General features: G+C 31.2%; 21 protein-coding genes. 9 read left to right on the forward strand and 12 right to left on the reverse strand.

The annotated features are described in order from the left end of the window. Positions 1-34 precede the first annotated feature (34 nt). Positions 35-1312: an acetyl-CoA hydrolase/transferase family protein gene (locus CHRY9293_RS15385; protein WP_162033793.1), complete on the reverse strand. Its 1278-nt coding sequence runs from the start codon at positions 1310-1312 to the stop codon at positions 35-37. Positions 1313-1369: 57 nt separating this feature from the next. Beyond that, positions 1370-2521, reverse strand: a complete 1152-nt coding sequence (locus CHRY9293_RS15390; protein ID WP_162033794.1) for a homogentisate 1,2-dioxygenase — start codon at positions 2519-2521, stop codon at positions 1370-1372. A 176-nt stretch (positions 2522-2697) separates the two neighbouring features. Between CHRY9293_RS15390 and CHRY9293_RS15395 the strand changes: the two genes are divergently transcribed. After that, positions 2698-4716: a TonB-dependent receptor plug domain-containing protein gene (locus tag CHRY9293_RS15395; RefSeq protein WP_162033795.1), complete on the forward strand. Its 2019-nt coding sequence runs from the start codon at positions 2698-2700 to the stop codon at positions 4714-4716. Next, positions 4713-5174 carry a thioredoxin fold domain-containing protein gene (locus CHRY9293_RS15400; protein WP_162033796.1) on the forward strand — a complete coding sequence of 154 codons (462 nt, stop codon included), beginning with the start codon at positions 4713-4715 and terminating at the stop codon, positions 5172-5174. Before CHRY9293_RS15395 ends, CHRY9293_RS15400 begins: the two co-directional genes overlap by 4 nt. Positions 5175-5187: 13 nt before the next feature. Here the strand turns inward: CHRY9293_RS15400 and CHRY9293_RS15405 are convergent, their stop codons facing one another. Both CHRY9293_RS15405 and CHRY9293_RS15410 read right to left on the reverse strand, forming a co-directional pair. Then, on the reverse strand, positions 5188-5862 hold the full coding sequence (locus CHRY9293_RS15405; RefSeq protein WP_162033797.1) for a hypothetical protein: 675 nt from the start codon (positions 5860-5862) through the stop codon (positions 5188-5190). Between the two features lie 65 nt (positions 5863-5927). Then, a complete protein-coding gene (locus tag CHRY9293_RS15410) occupies positions 5928-6293 on the reverse strand; it encodes a DUF1304 domain-containing protein (protein ID WP_162033798.1) in 366 nt (121 codons plus the stop codon). A gap of 65 nt (positions 6294-6358) precedes the next feature. Between CHRY9293_RS15410 and CHRY9293_RS15415 the strand changes: the two genes are divergently transcribed. Beyond that, positions 6359-6931 carry a Crp/Fnr family transcriptional regulator gene (locus CHRY9293_RS15415; RefSeq protein WP_162033799.1) on the forward strand — a complete coding sequence of 191 codons (573 nt, stop codon included), beginning with the start codon at positions 6359-6361 and terminating at the stop codon, positions 6929-6931. Positions 6932-6997: 66 nt separating this feature from the next. Beyond that, positions 6998-7441, forward strand: a complete 444-nt coding sequence (locus CHRY9293_RS15420; RefSeq protein ID WP_162033800.1) for a carboxymuconolactone decarboxylase family protein — start codon at positions 6998-7000, stop codon at positions 7439-7441. Positions 7442-7501: 60 nt separating this feature from the next. Here the strand turns inward: CHRY9293_RS15420 and CHRY9293_RS15425 are convergent, their stop codons facing one another. The 3 genes from CHRY9293_RS15425 to CHRY9293_RS15435 form a co-directional block, all read right to left on the reverse strand. Further along, the gene (locus CHRY9293_RS15425; protein WP_162033801.1) at positions 7502-8176 is read right to left on the reverse strand and encodes a type 1 glutamine amidotransferase domain-containing protein; all 675 of its coding nucleotides are present in this window, start codon (positions 8174-8176) and stop codon (positions 7502-7504) included. An 80-nt stretch (positions 8177-8256) separates the two neighbouring features. Then, a complete protein-coding gene (locus tag CHRY9293_RS15430) occupies positions 8257-8544 on the reverse strand; it encodes a putative quinol monooxygenase (RefSeq protein WP_162033802.1) in 288 nt (95 codons plus the stop codon). Further along, entirely contained in the window at positions 8541-9158 is a 618-nt protein-coding gene (locus tag CHRY9293_RS15435; RefSeq protein WP_162033803.1) for an NAD(P)H-dependent oxidoreductase, read from the reverse strand. Before CHRY9293_RS15435 ends, CHRY9293_RS15430 begins: the two co-directional genes overlap by 4 nt. 106 nt (positions 9159-9264) lie before the next feature. Between CHRY9293_RS15435 and CHRY9293_RS15440 the strand changes: the two genes are divergently transcribed. Beyond that, entirely contained in the window at positions 9265-10170 is a 906-nt protein-coding gene (locus tag CHRY9293_RS15440; RefSeq protein WP_162033814.1) for a LysR family transcriptional regulator, read from the forward strand. Positions 10171-10186: 16 nt separating this feature from the next. Here the strand turns inward: CHRY9293_RS15440 and CHRY9293_RS15445 are convergent, their stop codons facing one another. Continuing rightward, positions 10187-10633 carry a GNAT family N-acetyltransferase gene (locus CHRY9293_RS15445; protein ID WP_162033804.1) on the reverse strand — a complete coding sequence of 149 codons (447 nt, stop codon included), beginning with the start codon at positions 10631-10633 and terminating at the stop codon, positions 10187-10189. 126 nt (positions 10634-10759) lie between these two features. On the opposite strand from CHRY9293_RS15445, the gene CHRY9293_RS15450 reads away from it, so the two are divergent. From CHRY9293_RS15450 to CHRY9293_RS15465, 4 genes are all read left to right on the forward strand, one after another. Next, the gene (locus CHRY9293_RS15450; RefSeq protein WP_162033805.1) at positions 10760-11635 is read left to right on the forward strand and encodes an aldo/keto reductase; all 876 of its coding nucleotides are present in this window, start codon (positions 10760-10762) and stop codon (positions 11633-11635) included. 787 nt (positions 11636-12422) lie between these two features. Further along, positions 12423-13196, forward strand: coding sequence for a hypothetical protein (locus tag CHRY9293_RS15455; protein ID WP_162033806.1), 774 nt, complete (start codon positions 12423-12425; stop codon positions 13194-13196). A gap of 472 nt (positions 13197-13668) precedes the next feature. Beyond that, on the forward strand, positions 13669-14748 hold the full coding sequence (locus CHRY9293_RS15460) for a type I restriction endonuclease (RefSeq protein WP_162033807.1): 1080 nt from the start codon (positions 13669-13671) through the stop codon (positions 14746-14748). A 93-nt stretch (positions 14749-14841) separates the two neighbouring features. After that, on the forward strand, positions 14842-15903 hold the full coding sequence (locus CHRY9293_RS15465; protein ID WP_162033808.1) for an NAD(P)H-dependent flavin oxidoreductase: 1062 nt from the start codon (positions 14842-14844) through the stop codon (positions 15901-15903). A gap of 84 nt (positions 15904-15987) precedes the next feature. On the opposite strand, the gene CHRY9293_RS15470 is transcribed toward CHRY9293_RS15465, so the two are convergent. From CHRY9293_RS15470 to CHRY9293_RS15485, 4 genes are read right to left on the reverse strand one after another with little or no spacing between them, the layout of a single operon-like run. After that, positions 15988-17325 (reverse strand): UDP-N-acetylmuramate--L-alanine ligase, encoded by a 1338-nt coding sequence (locus CHRY9293_RS15470; RefSeq protein WP_162033809.1) that lies wholly within the window; start codon positions 17323-17325, stop codon positions 15988-15990. 5 nt (positions 17326-17330) lie between these two features. Then, entirely contained in the window at positions 17331-17768 is a 438-nt protein-coding gene (locus CHRY9293_RS15475) for a hypothetical protein (protein ID WP_162033810.1), read from the reverse strand. 12 nt (positions 17769-17780) lie between these two features. After that, on the reverse strand, positions 17781-18587 hold the full coding sequence (locus CHRY9293_RS15480) for a lysophospholipid acyltransferase family protein (protein WP_162033811.1): 807 nt from the start codon (positions 18585-18587) through the stop codon (positions 17781-17783). A gap of 27 nt (positions 18588-18614) precedes the next feature. Then, entirely contained in the window at positions 18615-19241 is a 627-nt protein-coding gene (locus CHRY9293_RS15485) for an NUDIX hydrolase (RefSeq protein WP_162033812.1), read from the reverse strand. Positions 19242-19776: the final 535 nt, after the last annotated feature.

Raw genomic sequence — 19776 nt, forward strand, 5'->3', positions numbered from 1 at the left:
TGTTAAATTAATATGTTTTAATAAGTAGTTTATTTTAAGAATGCTTAAATCTTTCGTGGGCTGCTATTTCTAACATTTCTCTATCATCAGGATGAGCAATGCTAATAAGTTCTTGTGCTCTTTGTCGTAAATTTTTACCATATAAATAAGCTGTTCCATACTCAGTTACCACATAATGAATATGGCCTCTTGTTGTAACTACGCCTGCTCCTTGTTTCAAGAAAGGAACAATCCTGGAAATCCCTTTTTTAGTTCTTGAAGTAATAGCAATAATAGGTTTACCATCTTCACTGAGTGCCGCTCCTCTCATAAAATCCATTTGCCCTCCAATTCCACTATACTGAATGGTACCAATAGAGTCTGCACAAACTTGACCTGTTAAATCTATTTCTATAGCAGAGTTAATGGCTACCATTTTTTTGTTTTTCATAATGTTGATCGGAAAATTAACTTCGCTCACATCTCGGAAAGCAAATACCGTATTATCATCTACATAATCATATAACTTCCTAGTACCAAAACAGAAGCTGGTAATGTTTTTGTTATTGTTATACCCTTTATATTTATTATTGATAATATCATTTTGGATTAAATCAATTACACCATCACTGAGCATCTCGGTATGAATTCCTAAGTCTTTATGATTGTTCAAACATTTTAAAACCGCATCAGGAATAGTTCCGATTCCCATTTGAAGAGTCGATTTATCGTCAATAAGTTCAGCTACATTTTTTCCTACGAGCATTTCTTCTTTTCCGACTTTTGAACCATAATCTACAGTGGGAAGTTCTTCTTCATGCCAAACGAGTTTATGAATTCTATCTATATGAATCATTCCATCACCATGGGTTCTGGGCATTCTGGGATTAACTACAGCAACAATTGTTTTAGCGGTATCTACAGCGGCTCTTGCAACATCCACAGAAGTTCCCAAAGTGCAGAAACCATGTTTATCAGGAGGAGATACTGTTATTAATGCTACATCAAGAGACAGAATGTTTTTTCTAAAGAGAATGGGGATTTCACTGAGAAATACAGGAACGAAATCTCCCCTTTCAGAATTTACGGCCTCACGTACTGGGGTGGAAACAAATAAAGAATTGATGAAAAAACTATCTTTATATTCCGGTTTTGCAATTTCTACATTTCCTTGTTGGGTAATAGAAACCATTTCTACATTTTCTAATCGTCTAGACTGTTTTGCCAATTCATCAATTAAATGATTGGGAGTACATGCACTTCCATGAAAAAATACACGATTTCCACTTTTTATAGTATAGATGGCTTCTTCTGCACTTATATAATTGGGCATAAAATGGGATTTTTTTTAATTAATTTTGCCTTATTCTGAATGTTCTAGAGAATTATATTATTCCAACCAAGAAGTTTTGTAGGTAGGATCTTCTATTTTTAATGCCTCTTCAGTAATTTTCAAAGGTCGAAAAGGGTCTACCATAACTGCATATTCTTCAGTAAATTTTTTACCGATGCTTCTTTCCATTGCTCCCGGATGTGGTCCATGTACTATCCCTCCCGGATGTAGCGTAAAATCCATTAAATCAATATGATTACGGCTCATAAAGTCACCTTCTGTATAGAATAATACTTCATCAGAATCAATATTGGAGTGATTGTAGGGTGCAGGAATTGCCATAGGATGATAATCATACATTCTAGCGCAGAAAGAGCATACTACAAAATTATGACCTTCAAAGTTTTGATGTACCGGAGGGGGTTGGTGAATCCGTCCTGTTATGGGTTCAAAGTTTTTAATGTTGAATTTATATGGATAAAAATAACCATCCCATCCTACAACATCAAATGGATGAGTTGCGTATATGAAATCAGTAATTTGATTTTCTTTTTTTACTTTAATGAGAAACTCTCCTTTTTCGTCTTTAGGTTCAATAAAAGTGGGAGCAATCATATCTCTTTCACAGAAAGGGGAGTGCTCCAAAAGCTGTCCAAATTCATTTCTATACCTTTTTGGAGTATAAATAGGAGAGTGGCTTTCTAGTACGAAGAAAACGGTATCATCAGATTGTAGTTCAATTTGGTAAATGGTTCCTCGGGGAATAATTAAATAGTCACCGGTGGAGAATTCCAGATTACCTACAAATGTTTTTAAAATACCTTTTCCCTGATGAACAAATAAGAGTTCATCACATTCTGCATTTTTATAGAAATAATCCATTGATTTTCTTGGCTTAGCTAACCCCATTTTGAGGTCATTATTCATCAATAGTATTTTCCGGCTATCCAAAAAATCATTTTCAGGAGTTACATTCATTCCTTTAAACATTCTTGGTGTCACATTTTTATCTATAGCAATCTTAGGAGTAACATCCTTCGGCTCTCCAATTGATTTTATTTGAGTAGGACGATGAACATGATACAACAAAGATGAAATTCCGTGGAAGCCTTCGGTTCCGAAGAGCTGTTCATAGTAAAACTTATCTTCCGGAGATTTGAAAATCGTATGTCTTTTTTGTGGGATACTTCCCGCCTGATGATATCTCATTTTACTCTTATATGGGGTTTCTCAAATTTAATACTTTTTCATGAATTGCTTTTGGAGACATTTGTCATGTTGTTTTGTTGTTATATAAATAATTGTTAGCTTTGTCTAACAATTATAATTTAATGAAGCACAGATTACTTTTTTTAATTTTTTTATCCAATTTTTTATCCTCACAAATGAAAGATAGTGTCAGTATAAATACACCTACACTTTATGATTCTATAAAAATTTCAAATAAAAAAGAAGTTAAAACTAAACTGATTGATGATGTCGTTATTACAGGAACTATAAAACCTATAAGCAAATCGAAAAGTCCGGTAGCGGTGGAAATTTATAGTCAGAAATTTTTTCAAAAAAATCCAACACCTAATATATTTGAAGCTATTGCTATGGTAAATGGGGTAAAGCCACAGCTGAATTGTTCTGTATGTAATACGGGTGATATCCATATTAATGGATTAGAAGGTCCATACACTATGATATTAATTGATGGAATGCCCATCGTAAGTTCTCTTTCTACCGTGTATGGCTTGAGTGGGATTCCCAATAGCCTTATTGATAGGGTTGAAGTAGTGAAAGGCCCTGCATCATCATTGTATGGTTCAGAAGCAATGGGAGGAGTAATAAATATCATTACAAAAAATGCTCTATTGGCTCCAAAGTTAAGTATTGATCTTATGGCGACTACATGGAGCGAAAATAATCTAGATGTATCAACAAAGTTTAATGTTGGTAAAAATGTAGCCTCATTAATAAGTTTAAATTATTTCAATTTTGAAAACAGACTTGATTATAATAAAGATAATTTTACCGATGCCGCTTTACAGAACAGAATTTCTGTTTTTAATAAATGGAATTTTCAGAGAAAAGAAAATCGATTGGCCAGTTTTGCGTTGAGGTATTTGTATGAAGATCGCTTTGGAGGGGAAATGCAGTGGAATAAATCATATAGAGGAAGTAATCAGATATATGGTGAAAGCATTTATACCAATAGGATGGAAGCTTTTGGAGTGTATCAATGGCCTTTAAAAGAAAATATTATCACGCAGCTTTCCTATAATTTTCATGATCAAAATTCTTTCTATGGTACAAACCCTTTTGACGCTACTCAAAAAGTAACTTTCGTACAAACATATTGGGATAAAAAGTTGGGAAATCATGATTTAATTCTGGGAGGAACTTTCAAAAAAACGTTTTATGATGACAATACACCCGGAACTTTCTCAGCTGATGGTATTACGAATGAACCTATGAAGTCTCCCATTTTCGGAGCTTTTATTCAGGATCAATGGGAGGTAAATGGAAAGAACACTTTTCTTTTAGGGTATCGATATGATTATGATATGGTTCATCATTCTGTCCATTCTCCTAGATTCGCGTGGAAATTTTCTCCTAATCCTTATCATACAGTCCGTTTTAATTTTGGCACAGGATTCAGGGTTGTGAATTTATTTACTGAAGATCATGCAGCATTAACGGGTTCTCGAGAAGTTGTGATACAATCTAATTTAAAACCTGAAAAGTCAATCAACGGAAATGTAAACTATGTTTGGAAAATTCCAATGGCAGATCGTTTAATGAATGTAGATGCATCTGCTTTTTATACTTATTTTAGTAATAAAATAGTGGGAGATTTTGATTCACAACCGGATAAAATCATTTATGATAATCTCCATGGTTACGGAATTTCAAGAGGAGCTTCGTTGAATGTGGATTATACTTTTAATTTTCCTTTAAGTATCAATTTGGGAGTAACTTATCTTGATGTTTACCAAAAATTTGATGGTAGTATGGGGAAATCACAACAATTACATGCACCAAAATGGAGTGGAACCTATAATATAACCTATAAATTTCCAAATAATCTCATATTGGATTTTACAGGACAATTTTATGGTCCTATGCGATTACCGGTTTTACCCAACGATTACCGTCCAGAATATTCACCTTTTTATAGTTTAGCTAATATTCAGGTTTCGAAAAGTTTCAAGTCAGGATTTGAAGTATATTGTGGAATTAAAAACATATTCAATTTTACTCCAAAAGATCCTTTGATGAGACCATTTGATCCATTTGACAAATCAGTGAATGATCCTGTGAGTAATCCATATCATTATACCTTTGATACAACATATGGTTATGCCCCAATGCAAAAAATAAGAGGTTTTTTGGGCGTAAAATATATTTTGAAATGAAAATATTGATTTTATTTTTAATGTTAGTGCCCTGTTTTTGTCTTTCTCAGATAAAGACAGGCACGTTTTCTGAATTGAAATCTTATTCAAAGGAGCTTCCTCAACCTATCATTATTCATGTGTATACAGATTGGTGTACTATCTGTAAGATTGAAGCTTTTGATTTGAATAAAGATAAAGATTTGGTGAAATTAATCAATGAAAAATTTTACTTTATCCATTTTGAGGCGGAAAAAACAAAAGAAAAAATTGAGTTTCAGAATCAAGAATTTGTCTATTTGTCCAATGGAAATTCAGGAATTCATGAACTAGCTTTAGCTTTATCTAAAAATAAAAATAAACCCATTTATCCATTATGGATTTTTTTAGATAAAAATCAAAATTTAATCTATTATCAAGAAGGGAAGTTAAGTCCTAAAAAAATGAAACAGAAATTGATTGAGATTTTAGCAATGTAATGTATATTCTATACTATTTTTTCATAGTAAAACTCAATTCATTGATTAGGTCGGCGATATAAGTCAAATCTTTTTGATCAAACTCTTTGTTTTCGTCTATTTTTTTTCTCAGCATGGAAACTTCCAATTTGATAAAACCCATTTCAATTTCTATATGTGTTTTTTCTTCTATTAATTCATTTACTTTCCATTTATCAATAGGAATTTTATGAAAAGTACCTCTTTCGGAAAAGTTAATTTCTGATTTAGAAAATTTATTTTCAAGTTGCTGAATTAATTTTTCCAAAATATTCTTAATATCAGTAACGTTTATGGAATTTCTGTTCTGAGTAATATCTTTTTTATAAGCTTCAAAATGTACGTTTTCTTCAAAATAAAAATTGATTACGAAATCCACTACCTCTGTTTCCGAATTAACTTCTATACGAAAATCTCCAGGTCCCGGTCCAGGTGCCCAATCCCAACAAATAATAGAATAAATATCTTCATTTTTTTCGACATTTATCACGGGAGAATCAGTGAAAAATTCTCTGTTTCCCCATCTAATTGGAATCTGTGATTGTTTATCTTCAGGTAAAAAATTCCCTGGAACTCCTTTTGGTTTTAGGATGTTTAATTTATTTTCACCATTTCCATAAATCACTAATCCTTTTGCCTTTAATATGTTTTGATTTTGTTTCGCAAGCATTTGAATAAAAATTTTGGTTAAGTGCTTAATCTATAGGAAAGTTATAAAAAAAAATTAAAACTTGATCATTTTATCAAGACAATGATGATTGCTATTATGGCAGGGAGTGCTTGTACAAAAAATATTTTTTTTGATGCCGAAATAGCACCATAAACTCCTGCAATGATGACGCATCCTAAAAAAAACAAAGAAATATTATATTGCCATTGAGGGTCTTTAATGAGCAGTGACCAAATCAATCCGGCTGATAAAAAACCATTATAAAGCCCTTGATTGGCCGCCAACCTTTTTGTGGGGGTAAACATTTCAGGAGGTAAGGCCGTTTTAAAAACTTTTTTTCCTTTTGTTTCCCAAGCAAACATTTCAAGCCATAAAATATAAAGATGTTCGATGGCTACTATAGCAATTACTATTTTTGCAATGATCTCCATGATTTAATATTTTGTTTTTGTAAAACTAAAAAAATAAACTTAAGTTTGGATACACAATGGAAACAATGGAAATTTTTAAGGCACATTTGGCTAAATTTATTAGCGTAGATGAGCATGAACTCGCTTCAATATTTTCTTTTTTTGAGGTGTTAGAAGTAAAGAAAAAACAAAACTTGATGATAGGAGGAGAAGTATGCAGATTCATGTATTTTGTTGAAAAAGGTTGTCTTAGAAAGTTTTTTATTAATGAAAAAGGAATTGAACAAACCACAGAATTTGCTATAGAAAATTGGTGGATAACCGACACTTTTGCTTTTGAAAGACAAGCTATATCTGAATTTAATATTCAATCCGTTGAAAAGTCAATGATTTTAGTGTTAAGTTTTCAATCTCAGGAAATGCTTCTTCAAAAGCATCCTACAATGGAAAGGTATTTTAGAATTATTTATCAACGGGCTTATGCTGCTTCTGAACGTAGAATTCGTTATCTGTATGAATATTCACGGGAAGAGCTTTATCACCATTTCAGTACACAGTATCCTTGGTTTATTCAAAGAATTCCTCAATATTTAATTGCTTCATTTTTAGGATTTACTCCGGAATATTTAAGTGAAATCAGAGCAAAATTACGTTCTTAAACTAGTTTAAGATTTTTTCAATATTCAATAGCGAATTTTGTACTAGAAATTTAAAACAAAATAAATATGAGTGCAAGATTTAATATGGCAACTGCCCATGCTACTGCTTACAAAGCAATGTTAGGACTAGAAGGATCTCTTCAGAATAGTTTTCTAAATCCTCTTCAGAAAGAATTATTAAAGATTAGAAGTTCACAAATTAATGCTTGTGCTTTTTGTCTGGATATGCACACGAAAGATGCATTAAAATATGGAGAAACTCCCCAAAGAATTTTTCTTTTGAATGCCTGGAGAGAGGCAAAAGAATTGTATACCGAAGAAGAGCAAGTACTTTTAATGATGGCAGAGGAAATTACTTTGATTAACCAAAAAGGACTTTCCGAAGAAACGTACCAACAGGCGAAAAAATTTTTTGATGAAAGTCAGATTGCACAGATCATTATGGCAGTGGTAACGATCAATGCTTGGAATAGGATAGCTATTAGTACCCATTTACCGATTGGCGGATAGTTTTTAAGTGTATTAATAAAAAATGGAGGTGTTTTAATAAAATACCTCCATTTTTTATACTTAGTTTTTCAATTCTTTTAGAATAGCCTCACCTACACTTTTTGCAGATTGAGGATTTTGCCCGGTAATTACTCTCTGATCACTCACTACATGATTCTGCCAAAGTCCGGATTTTTCAAATTGTGCTCCTCTTTCTATTAGCTTGTCTTCCAAAAGAAAAGGAACAACGTTTGTTAATTTTACTTCAGATTCTTCTTCATTGGTGAAAGCATTGATTTTTTTACCATCAACCAAATATTTACCGTTGCTAAGTTTAATATTGACTAAACCTGCCGGGCCATGGCAAACTCCTGCTACAATTCCATTGTTTTCATAAATTTTGGATGCAATACTTGCCAATTCTATATTATCTGCTAAGTCCCACATGGCTCCATGACCTCCTGCATAAAAGATAGCAGAATAATTGTCCGGATTGATTTGTGAAGGTTTTAAGGAGTGGTCAATTTTATTTTTATACTCTTTATTTTCCCAGAATTCCTTATTTACCGGATCTTTTAAATCAAATCCATCCACAGGAGGAGTTCCTCCTTTGGGGCTTACAAAATCAATTTCATAGCCGGCATGATAAAGAACTTCCCAAGGATGAGAAACTTCTCCCAGATAATATCCTGTATTTTCTCCTGTACTTCCTTTTTTATCGTGGCTGGTAACGACAAATAGAATTTTCTTTTTCATATTTTTATAGAGTTTGGTTTGTGCTTGTATTGATCCGATATTGAATAGAATAAGCAGTAAAAACAATATTTTTTTCATATTTATAGAATGTGAGTTAAATAGATTTGAGGTTTTTCCTGTAACTTTTTATCCACTATTGTTCTGAAAGATTGTATATAAGGCTGTTGATTATGAATAGCTAATCCTTTTTCATTTTTCCAAATTTCGTAAAAAATAAATTGATTTTTATCTTCAATGCCTTGATGGAGAACATATGATTCACAAGCTTCCTCTTTTCTCGTTTCTTTAACCATATTTTGAAGAATTATTAATACTTGATTTCTATATTCTTCTTTGGTTTTTATAATTGCAGTAAGGTAAATTTTCATTCGGTTAATTGTGGTTTTAATTCTTTTTCAAAAATATTTTTAAGATGTTGTTTATATAATTTCATATCACGATCTACATTAGCATTTTTTTCTACATCATGAAAATGAAAACTTTCCATTTTTTCTAAAGAAACAAAAGCATTCATTTTATGGAATCCAAATAATACACCATTATCTACGCTTGTCTCGTTGAAAAACTCACCGGGAATAGTAAATGCGGTTGATGGAGCGTTCCAGCTCGTAGTAACCATATATTTCCTTCCTCCAAGCATTCCACCCGTTCCATAATTGATTTTTGGATTTTCAGAACTTCTTCCATCACTCGAATAAATACCTTTGGCATGACCTGCGGTGAAAACTTCATCAATATATTTTTTAAAACCATTGGGTAATTGAAACCACCAAATGGGAGTATGGTAAATAATGTAATCTGCCCATACGAATTTTTGAACCTCTTCATTTTTATCATAATTTTCACTCACATGGGTTATTTTTATATCAAAATTACCCAATGTTTTAAGGGCTTCGAGTGTATTTTCTGCAATAGTTTGATTATATCTTCCACCAGAATGTCCAAAACTTTGTCCTCCATTAATAATTAATACTTTTTTCATTGTTTTATGATTGTTTACATTGTATGAGACAAAGTTATGTTGGATTTTTGTATAATAAAAATAATATAATTTATACATTTGTATCATAATTATAATAGTTTAAATGATGGTTAATTTAGAATGGTACCGAACTTTTAAGGCAATTTATAAAACCGGAACATTGACCGGGGCTGCCGATTCTTTATTTATTTCACAACCGGGCGTGAGCTTGCATTTAAATTCTTTGGAAGCATATGTAGGATATAAATTATTTGACAGAACGGGGCGGAAGATGATTCCAACCGAAAGAGGAAAGGTACTATTCAATGCGGTATCAGAACCATTGACAAAATTGGAAGATGTGGAGAAAAACTTTCAAAAGTCTACTGAAAAACATACTCCAACAATTAGTGTAGGAATGTGTTTCGAAACTTTCCAAACCACATTGGAACAATATGTTTCCACGTTACCTTTTAATCTCATTATTAGCTTTGGAGAATATCCTGAGATGCTGGATCAACTGGATAAAGGAATTTTGGATTTAATTATTACTCCTAAAAAAGGAACCTCTCCAAATATTGAACATGAAGCATTTTCTTCGGAACAAATTATTTTAGTAGGGGGTAAAGATATTGATACAAAGAGTTTTGAGAAAGTGTTAAAGTCGAAAGGAGCTGGATATATTGAAGAATGGTTAAAACAAGAAAAATGGTATGGAACAACAGGTGATATGGAGCATCTTTTTCAATTTTGGATTTTGAACTTTGGTCATAAACCTAATTTTCGTCCCAATTATATTGTTCCTAATCTCAATTCTATTATTCGTTGTCTGAAAGGAGGATCGGGATTATCTGTTGTTCCTGATTTTTTATGTAAAAATGAAATTGAGAATGGAGAAATAAAGTTAATATGGGAAGGAGAGAAAAGGTTAGAAAATACATTGTATTTTGGCTGCCGAAAAAAGACCAATTATCAGAATGAAATTAACCATATCAAAGATCTGTTTAGGAAGGTAATGAGTAAAAATAAATAGGGGGAAATTATAGGTTTTATTTTAAGCTCATATGGATGATTGGGTAATCTTTTCCGGAACCATCTTTTTCTGATCTACCTATTGGTTTGAATCCCATCTTCTCGTAAAACCTAATTGCTTGAGGATTCTGTTCATTGACATCCACTTGGGTTAATCCTGTTTTCTCTTTCATAAATTGAAATAATTTTTTACCCAAACCTTTTCCGCGAACATTGTCGTGAACAAAGAGCATTTCTAGATTTCCTTCAACAACGGATGCGAAGCCTTTTGCTTCATTGTCTTGAAAAATAATATAGACTTTCATATGGGGAAGATAATCTTTCGGAATAATTTCTTTAAAATAATGAAAATCTTCTTTTGAAAGAAAATGATGAGTTGCTTTTACGGCAGATTCCCATATTTCCATTATTTTGGGATAATCTTCTGACGTTGCTATTCTGATTTGTAATAAAATATCTTTCATTTTTACAAAAATAGAAAATTAGAAAATATCAATTATAAAGTTTTATATTTAGTAAAATGGATAGGTTCGAAATTCAATTTTTTATTGCAAATTTGTTTGCCTTTAGAGGTAATTAAAACAAAGTTTATGAAAGAGAAAACATATGCAGGGCAACCTGTTATTACATTAAATAATGGTATTACGATCCCAGCTTTGGGTTTTGGAGTATGGCAAGTAGAAGATTTAAAGGAATGTGAAAATGCCGTTACCAAAGCTATTGAAGTAGGATATAGAATGATTGATACAGCATCTATTTACCTTAATGAGACAGCAGTAGGAAATGCTGTGAACAATAGTGGAGTAGGGAGAGACTCTTTATTTATTACTTCAAAGTTATGGGTTCAGGATCACGGATATGAAAAAGCAAAAAGTGCTTTTCAAAGAACACTGGATCGGCTACAGATGGATTACTTGGATATGTATCTTATTCACTGGCCTTTTGGAGATTTCCTTGGAGGTTGGAAAGCGTTGGAAGAGTTGTATCATGAAGGAAGAATTAAAGTCATTGGGGTTTGTAATTTTACGGTGGAAAAAATGGAAGAGTTAAAAGCAAATTCCAATATAATTCCGGTTATTAATCAGATTGAATTGCATCCTCTTTTTCAGCAAAAAGAACTTCAGGTTTACAACAAAAAAAACAATATTATTACTCAGCCTTGGAGTCCTCTTGGAAACGGAAATGCCGGTCTTTTAGATCATGAAAAATTAAGAACAATAGCCGTAAAATATCATAAAACAGTCGCACAGGTAATTTTAAGATGGCATTTGCAAGAAGGATTTTGTGTGATCCCTAAATCCGTAACACCATCCAGAATCGAAGAAAATTTTAACGTGTTTGATTTTGAGTTGACAGAAAGCGAAATGAATGTGGTGCGCTCTTTAAATACAGAGAATCGGCTCTTCTTTGATCCCAAAGATCCTGCATGGGAAAAGAAAATGTTGAATACAATAGCTGATATTTAGGATATATAATTTGTAAAACAATATAACCTGAATTCGGAATAAGATTGTTATGGTTTATTGATAGCTTTCTTATCCTGAGCTCAGGTTATTATATATTAATCTGTACAGGAACTACTCTTTATAACTTTTTAGGAAGAGCTTTAAAAAATGTTACTAAAAACACTCGTCTAAACGTATTATTTTAAAATCAATTTCATTCTTGTAAAATTATCATTAAAGTGAAGTTTTGTAATCTTTAATATAATTATATGTAATTTTTTTATGTCATTTGTGTATTTTTAATATTAAATTTTGGTAGTTGTAAATTTTATTATATACATTTGCAATACACTAATGATAAAAACACACACAATGAATGCTATAACCCTTTTAAATCCCAAGGATTTTGCTAAATTACCTAGCGTTTATTCTTCTTTTGATAGAATTATGATTCTAATACCTATTTCTAGTAGTTTCTATTCAGAAAATTAATTCTGAATAAATTATAATATTCTACTCATTGATATAAAATTGACTTTATCCACTTTTCTACTGTTTTTTTAAATCAAACAGATTTAATCTATTCAATTGGGAATAAACTCAAAATTGTTTAGAAGTAAAGTTGAGTATTCTATATTACTTATTCGATTTTTCATCCACACTTATAGTCGACTTCATCCTTTCTAATGAATGATAGAAAGTTTGTCTCAATATTCATTATTAAAATGAAGGTACCTTTTTGTGGCTAATAATAAACGGGCTAATAACCACACATTATTTATTTTATACTAATTTAAAAAAATTACAAATGAAAAATTTATTTCTTGGATTTATAGCTTTAGCAATAACAGTAAGCTGTAATTCTTCAAACGACGACATTGCTACTCCTACTAGGCCTATTGTTGTAGACAACAGTCCGATACTCCCTAACAAGGTTTTTGTACAAGGAACAGATATAGATCCCTATAATTTAACGTATTCGTATGTGGGAACTAAGCTAAAAGAAATTGTTCGTCATGATGGTGTGAAATATTCTTATACTTATAGTGGTAATAATATTACTAAAGAAATATGGACTATAAACGGAGTAGTTAGAATGATAAAAGAATTTTCATATACATCAAGCGGGATGATTACCTCTGTAAAAGTTACTAATAATTTGGTCTCTCCTGCCGTAGTTTATACTCAAAATATAGAAATTGTGGATAATAGTCATATAAGATATGATGAATATGATCCTCAAGATGGAACTGTACTGTATAAAGTTGATGCTTATTTTGATAATCTAGGAAATAGAATTAAAAGCGTATATAATAATTCTCTAACCGAGGCGTCCAGTTTCGATCTTAAAATGAATCCTTTTAACAATATTACAGGATATAAAGCTCTTAATATGGTTCAACGGAATATTGGAGGAATCATTGGAGAAGGTTTAGCAGGAAGTAATAATATTTTAAAAAGTGGAAGTAATTTTACGTGTACTAATAGTTATTATACTTCTGATAAGTACCCATATGCCACACAATCAAACAACAATGGTAAATCAATAACAACAAAATATTACTATAATAGAGTTGAATAAATAAAAAGTGTAATAGAGAAGTAAAAGATTCTCATTTTTACCTCTCTTATTTGTGTATTCTTAAGTTTTTACTTTACCAGAGTAATTTATGGGAAGTAAAGCTCTAAAGCAGTTGTCCGTCATTGACTTACATATAGTTAATGACGGTTTTTTTGTGAAATTTTTTTTAATGTATAGATTTTTATTTTATGAATATCTCCATGAAATTTATTCTCAAGTCATTATTTTAGACTCTTATATTAGATGAGTTTTTTTGTTATTTACAAAATATTCTAAGTTTTATTGGGTCAATTTGGCCATCTATTTGAGCAAAAATATTTGTAAATTAGTGTATTGATATTATATCTGGTAATTTTTCACATTATTGGATGCTAGAATATTAAATATAATAATTGTTGTTTTTTGTCCCATTTTTATTTCTCTTCTTATCCAAAGCCTAGTTTATATAATAATATTAAAAACGCGAATAACCATGGAAAAAGATTTAGATTTAAAACTTAAATTAGAACAATTGTATCAACGTGTAGATTCGTTAAAAGAAGAAATATGCACGGAGGAGGCTACAAAAAATGCATTTGTAATGCCTTTTATACAAATATTAGGGTATGATATTTTTAATCCTACAGAAGTAATTCCTGAATTTATTTGTGATATTGGAACCAAAAAGGGTGAAAAAGTAGATTATGTAATTAAAAAAGAGGGTGAACCTATTTTAATTATCGAGTGTAAACATTGGAAAGATAATGCAGATGCTTATAATTCTCAACTGCATAGATATTATCATGTTTCTAAAGCCAGATTTGGAGTATTAACGAATGGGCATATTTATAATTTTTATGCTGATCTAGAAAAACCTAATATCATGGATGAAAAACCTTTTTTCACCCTTGATTTATTTCATCTAAAAGATTCAAGTTTGAAAATTTTAGAAAACTTTACTAAAATCGGATATAATTTAGAAAATATTTTGGATTCTGCTGAAGCATTGAAGTATATAAAGGCAATTCGTAATGAATTTGAAAAAGAATTACAAAATCCTAGTGATGAAATGGTTAAGCTTTTGGTTGGTAGATTTTTTGAAAAGCCGATTACAGCTACAAGATTGATCACCTTTAAAGAATATGCTAAAAAGGCTTTTTCTAATTCTATCAATGAGTCTATTAATTTTAGACTTAAAAATGCTTTAAATATTAATGATAGTGTACCCTCCAAAATAACTAATCAAATAGAGTCTATCGATGATAATGCTGAAAGTTCAAAATTAGTTACTACTGAAGAGGAGATAGAAGGTTCTCAAATTGTTAAGGCAATTTTAAGGGAAATATTACCTGCATCGAGGATTGCTTTTAGAGATACGCAATCGTATTTTGGAATTTTATTAGATGATAATAATCGTAAACCAATTTGTCGTTTGCATTTTAATTCTTCTAATAAGTATATTGAATTATTTCAGAATGGTAAAGATAATGGAGAAAAGAAAATATTAAATTCTTTGGAAGAGATATACCACTATAAATCCGAATTGTTGTCTACGATAAGGAATTATGGATAATACTTTATAGATTAGGAAAAATTATTTTAAATAAAACATAAGAGGCAATAATCATTGCTTCTTTTTTTATTAATTTAAAGTAAAATAATTGATATGATTTGGCCGGAAAAAATTAGTGAGAAATTAAATATAAAATATCCTCTTATTCAAGCGCCTATGTTTGGAGTGAGTACTCCCAAAATGACCTCTAAGGCCGCTAACGCAAACTGTTTAGGGTCGTTGGCACTGGCAGATCTATCCGCTGATCAATCTATACAACTTATTAGAGAAACAAAAAAACTTACAGATAAAGATTTTGCAGTTAATATTTTTGTACATAATATTCCTGATATAACAGATTCTTTGAAAGAAAAATTTGTTAAGACCAAACATTGGATTGAAAAATTGGCTCAAAAAAATAATATCGAGATTAACCTTCCCGATCTTGAAAATATCAAAGTTAATAGCTATCATGAGCAAATTGATACAATTATTCAGGAGAATTGTAGAATAGTGAGCTTTACATTTGGAAATCTCGATGATAAGAGTATTCAAAAATTAAAAGAAGAAAATATTATCCTGATAGGAACCTGTACTTCGGTGGAGGAAGCGTTAGCATTGGAAAGATCCGGAATTGATATTATTTGTGTACAAGGTATTGAAGCAGGGGGTCATAGAGGAACGTTTAATGTCGATAATATCCATCAAATTGGGGGCCTGTCATTGCTTTCACAAGTTTATGATTCTGTGAAAACTCCTTTAATCTATGCGGGAGGAATGTATAAAGCATCCACTTTGTTGGCTGCGAAAAATTTAGGGGCACAAGGCTTTCAGGTGGGTAGTATCTTATTGGCTTCTCAAGAAAGTTCTTTGAAACCTTTTGAAAAAGAAAGGCTTAAGAGTATCAATGAAAAAGATATTATTTTAACCAATAGTTTTTCAGGACGTTATGCAAGAGGGATTTCAAATAAATATATTCAAATGATGGATAATACAGAATATATTTTACCTTATCCTTATCAAAATAAATTAACGCAAGAGCTGAGACGGATTTCAAAAACGTTGAATAATGTTGATTTTGTAAGCATTTGGGTAGGGCAGTCAATCCATCGATATAGTGAACTTTCTACAGAAGAGATACTAAAAAAATTGATTAGTGAAGTAGAATGTATGTAATAATGAGTTTTATAAAAAATTGTAATAAAAGCAAAAACTCTTTTTGAATTTCAAAAAGAGTTTTTTATAGATTTCAAAATTACATTATCGAGTCAGATCCAAACCACCAAAGTTACCAGAGCTCATCATAAGATAAGCACCTGTTGCCTTGTCTAACGTATGCCAATAAGCATGAAGATCCTCGGCATTGGTAAAAACTTTCAGATGATTGTTTTTAAATTTTTCTTTAATAAGGTCGGGAGAAATAGGTTCCATTCTCTTAATTTTGAGGGCATCTTCAGAATAAAAAACAATGGCTTCATCCAAACCATCCATTGCATGATCGTATTGTTCTAGAAAAATAGGATTTAAACTGGAGTAGGTATGAAGTTCCAGAAAACCATAGGTTTTTTCTTTTGTAAACTGTTCTTTAAAAGCCTTTACAGTTGCCTTGACCTTACTTGGAGCATGAGCAAAATCTTTATATAAAGTACCATTATCTTCCCTTTGTACTTTTTCCAGACGTTTAGAGGCTCCTTTAAAGCTCATAATAGCTTCATAAAAACCTTCATCCATAATACCTAATTGCTGGCAAATATGTCTTGCTCCCTCTAGGTTTAATAAATTATGCGCTCCAAAAACAGAAAGGGGAATATCTCCTATTTCTGTTTTTAAATATACTTGACCATTATTGATTTCGTATTCAGGTGTTTTATAAGGAATTTTTCTGAAATAATTTTCAGCGGCTTCTACCACTTTTACAACTTCTATATCTTCTTCATTATATACCAATACACCACCAGGAGTTATACTGGCTACAAACTTTCTGAATTGTTCAATATAATCATCAAATGTTTTAAAAACATTGATATGATCCCAAGCAATTCCACTTAGTAAAGCAATATTAGGCTGATAAAGTAAAAATTTGGAACGTAAATCAATAGGAGAGGAAAGATATTCATCACCTTCCAATACCATGAAATCATTGTCTTCTGTAAGTTTTACCATGCAATCAAAGCCCTCAAGTTGGGCACCCACCATAAAATCAACTTCTTTTTGGTGAAAATTTAATACATGGAGAATCATGGAGGTAATGGTCGTTTTTCCATGCGAACCAGCAATTACCACCCGGGTTTTATTTTTAGATTGTTCGTAAAGAAATTCCGGATATGAATATATTTTTAAACCCAATTCTTTTGCTCTCGCGAGTTCAGGATTATCTTGATGGGCGTGCATCCCTAAGATCACAGCATCAATCTCTGAGGTGATTTTATCGGGAAACCAGCCCATTTCTGGAGGAAGAATTCCTTTCATCTCAAGCCTTGATTTTGAAGGCTCAAAAATAGCATCATCCGAACCTGTTACCTGGTATCCTTTATCTTTTAACGCAATTGCAAGATTATGCATGGCACTACCGCCAATAGCAATAAAATGGGTATTCAACTTATTTATTGTTTTTTAACATTGTTATTAATAATTTCCTGAAAAGCAAGGGTAATATTGTTCCAATTTGTTTGAAAAGGAGGCAGGATCAAACTGGCATCATTTTTACTTCCTTCATTAGGTCCTTTTTTTATATTAATGGATGTGGTAACATTATCATATAATTTTTTATGATCTTCTATTATCCCATTAAAATTATTTTTAGAAAGGGTATTGTTGAGAGTTTTCAAATTTTCATTTGAAATTTTAAACTTTTGGATAATTTTTATTCCTTTGCCCTCGAGCGAATAATGTACATTATTACCTTTAATCAGTAAATTTTCATATACAGGAGTCTGGCCACCGCTTTTAGCGTAGCTTATATCAAAATCTGTATATACTTTTTGGCTATTACATGAAACTAATACTATGATTGCGAATAAGATACTTATTATTCTTTTCATATTAATTTACTTTTAATTTTCTGAATCCTTTTTTTCTAATTTTTTAGCTTTAAGTTCTTCATCATAATTGTGTAGTAAATTGAAATCTTCAGTCTGTTCAATTGCAGTCATGATTTTTAATAAAATTTCATGCGCATTTTCATTATCATAATCGATTTCAAGAGGAGCTTTAAACTCCATAGTGGGTTTTACACCGGTTACTTTTACTCTTAGTCCTTTTTTATCAAATGCCCTTCTAAATCCATTAATTTTAATAGGAATTACAATAGGACGTTGATTTTTAACTAATTTAGCGGTTCCTCTTCTTCCTTGGGCAAAAGCTGCTGTAGTACCTTGAGGGAAAGTAGCTACCCAGCCATTATCAAGGGCTTTCATAATATTATCCACTTCACTCATATCCACCATTCTGTTGACATTTTTACCTTCAGCTCTCCAAGTTCTTTTTACGGTTACAGCTCCTGCAACTTTAAAAATTTTGGGAAGAATACCTTTGTTCATGGTTTCTTCTGCTGCTACATAGTAAAAATCAATCTTAGGATTGAGTAGGTATATAGGATTTTTAATGGTATCTAAATATCCATTATTCACAGCGCAAAACGCATGATACATTGCTGCTACATCTGCAAAGTAGGTCTGGTGGTTGGATACAAAAAGTACATTTGAATCCGGAAGATCTACTAAATGTTCTGTACCGGTTATTTTCAATTTATTAAATCCATTGAATCTTCTATAAGAGACAAATCCTAAAATAAAAATGATTAATCTTTTTAAAAAATAAGGGGTACCGAATGCATCGGTGAAAATATTTTTCTTCGCCATTTTTCAATTAAACACAATAGTGCAAAGTTACATTTTTTTCAATAACTGACTGAATTCACTTAATATCATTGCTGTAGCTCCCCAGATAATATATCCGTTAAAGTTTATTACGGGAACTTCATATCCTTCATTACTAGGTAAGGCCATCATTTCCGGACTGTCAGGTAGATTTAAAAATGAGGTAATAGGAAATTCTATAACTTCTACTGCTTCACTTTGTTGTAAAATGAAAGTAGGGTTCTTTTTACTATACGAGGTATATGGATATACATAGAAATTACTTGGAGGGATATATATAGGAGACATTTCTCTAATAATCCTTATATAGTGTTTATCAATACCAATTTCTTCTGAAGTTTCTCGAACTGCTGTTTGGGCAAAATCTTGATCCATCTCTTCACGTTTTCCTCCCGGTAAGGAGATTTGTCCACTGTGCCTATCATGTTCATTAATCGTTCTTTGTATAAGAGGAAAATGCCATTCATCATTTTTTAAATATAAAACAATATTTACAGCAGCAAACTTTGGATTTTTGGCTAAAACTTCTTCATAGGTAAAAACAGGACGATAAGGTGGAGAAAATATCCCATGGGCATTCTCTCCCGGTAATTCTACACTTTTTATTTTCCTTAATAAATCTTTTCCAAAACTCATACTTCAAATTTAGCAATATATCTTGAAGAAAAGGGTAACGATTAACATTAATTAACCTCTATTAAGTTTTAATTAATAAGCCTTTTCATAAGGTGTTTGGAAATATTTTCATTATTTTGTAGATAAAATTGTATAAAATAATTATTAATTATTACATTTTTATGATAATTTATATATATTTGTGCATGGTGTTGAAATTACCCTAGACTCTAACGTGTGGCTATTTTTAATGTAAGTTTGAATAGGCGGCGTGGGGAATTTTTTTTCTTATTTTTTGAGAAATGTAGGAAAGCCTGATTTTAAGAATATCACTACTGTAGATATGAGCTTCTCTATTTTGATAAAAAAGTTTATGAGTATGTTGAGGCAAATTTTTTTTAAACAATAGTATAGATTTTTAGAATATTAACCCGTTGTGCATTATGATAAAAACAAATAAAGTTGTTCATTTGATTGATAATCAGTAAATTGTTTTTACCACAAAACATTTACAATGAACAACTTGAGAGCAAATTACGAAAGAATTTTGGAAGTT

The organism is Chryseobacterium potabilaquae (genome assembly GCF_902728265.1).
GTDB lineage: Bacteria > Bacteroidota > Bacteroidia > Flavobacteriales > Weeksellaceae > Chryseobacterium > Chryseobacterium potabilaquae.

What these genes read in the sequence shown, in the direction of transcription:
- CHRY9293_RS15385 (WP_162033793.1), bottom strand. Translation starts at nt 1,312, where the DNA reads ATGCCCAATTATATAAGTGCAGAAGAAGCCATCTATACTATAAAAAGT.
- CHRY9293_RS15390 (WP_162033794.1), bottom strand. Translation starts at nt 2,521, where the DNA reads ATGAGATATCATCAGGCGGGAAGTATCCCACAAAAAAGACATACGATT.
- CHRY9293_RS15395 (WP_162033795.1), top strand. Translation starts at nt 2,698, where the DNA reads ATGAAAGATAGTGTCAGTATAAATACACCTACACTTTATGATTCTATA.
- CHRY9293_RS15400 (WP_162033796.1), top strand. Translation starts at nt 4,713, where the DNA reads ATGAAAATATTGATTTTATTTTTAATGTTAGTGCCCTGTTTTTGTCTT.
- CHRY9293_RS15405 (WP_162033797.1), bottom strand. Translation starts at nt 5,862, where the DNA reads ATGCTTGCGAAACAAAATCAAAACATATTAAAGGCAAAAGGATTAGTG.
- CHRY9293_RS15410 (WP_162033798.1), bottom strand. Translation starts at nt 6,293, where the DNA reads ATGGAGATCATTGCAAAAATAGTAATTGCTATAGTAGCCATCGAACAT.
- CHRY9293_RS15415 (WP_162033799.1), top strand. Translation starts at nt 6,359, where the DNA reads ATGGAAATTTTTAAGGCACATTTGGCTAAATTTATTAGCGTAGATGAG.
- CHRY9293_RS15420 (WP_162033800.1), top strand. Translation starts at nt 6,998, where the DNA reads ATGAGTGCAAGATTTAATATGGCAACTGCCCATGCTACTGCTTACAAA.
- CHRY9293_RS15425 (WP_162033801.1), bottom strand. Translation starts at nt 8,176, where the DNA reads ATGAAAAAGAAAATTCTATTTGTCGTTACCAGCCACGATAAAAAAGGA.
- CHRY9293_RS15430 (WP_162033802.1), bottom strand. Translation starts at nt 8,544, where the DNA reads ATGAAAATTTACCTTACTGCAATTATAAAAACCAAAGAAGAATATAGA.
- CHRY9293_RS15435 (WP_162033803.1), bottom strand. Translation starts at nt 9,158, where the DNA reads ATGAAAAAAGTATTAATTATTAATGGAGGACAAAGTTTTGGACATTCT.
- CHRY9293_RS15440 (WP_162033814.1), top strand. Translation starts at nt 9,265, where the DNA reads ATGGTTAATTTAGAATGGTACCGAACTTTTAAGGCAATTTATAAAACC.
- CHRY9293_RS15445 (WP_162033804.1), bottom strand. Translation starts at nt 10,633, where the DNA reads ATGAAAGATATTTTATTACAAATCAGAATAGCAACGTCAGAAGATTAT.
- CHRY9293_RS15450 (WP_162033805.1), top strand. Translation starts at nt 10,760, where the DNA reads ATGAAAGAGAAAACATATGCAGGGCAACCTGTTATTACATTAAATAAT.
- CHRY9293_RS15455 (WP_162033806.1), top strand. Translation starts at nt 12,423, where the DNA reads ATGAAAAATTTATTTCTTGGATTTATAGCTTTAGCAATAACAGTAAGC.
- CHRY9293_RS15460 (WP_162033807.1), top strand. Translation starts at nt 13,669, where the DNA reads ATGGAAAAAGATTTAGATTTAAAACTTAAATTAGAACAATTGTATCAA.
- CHRY9293_RS15465 (WP_162033808.1), top strand. Translation starts at nt 14,842, where the DNA reads ATGATTTGGCCGGAAAAAATTAGTGAGAAATTAAATATAAAATATCCT.
- CHRY9293_RS15475 (WP_162033810.1), bottom strand. Translation starts at nt 17,768, where the DNA reads ATGAAAAGAATAATAAGTATCTTATTCGCAATCATAGTATTAGTTTCA.
- CHRY9293_RS15480 (WP_162033811.1), bottom strand. Translation starts at nt 18,587, where the DNA reads ATGGCGAAGAAAAATATTTTCACCGATGCATTCGGTACCCCTTATTTT.
- CHRY9293_RS15485 (WP_162033812.1), bottom strand. Translation starts at nt 19,241, where the DNA reads ATGAGTTTTGGAAAAGATTTATTAAGGAAAATAAAAAGTGTAGAATTA.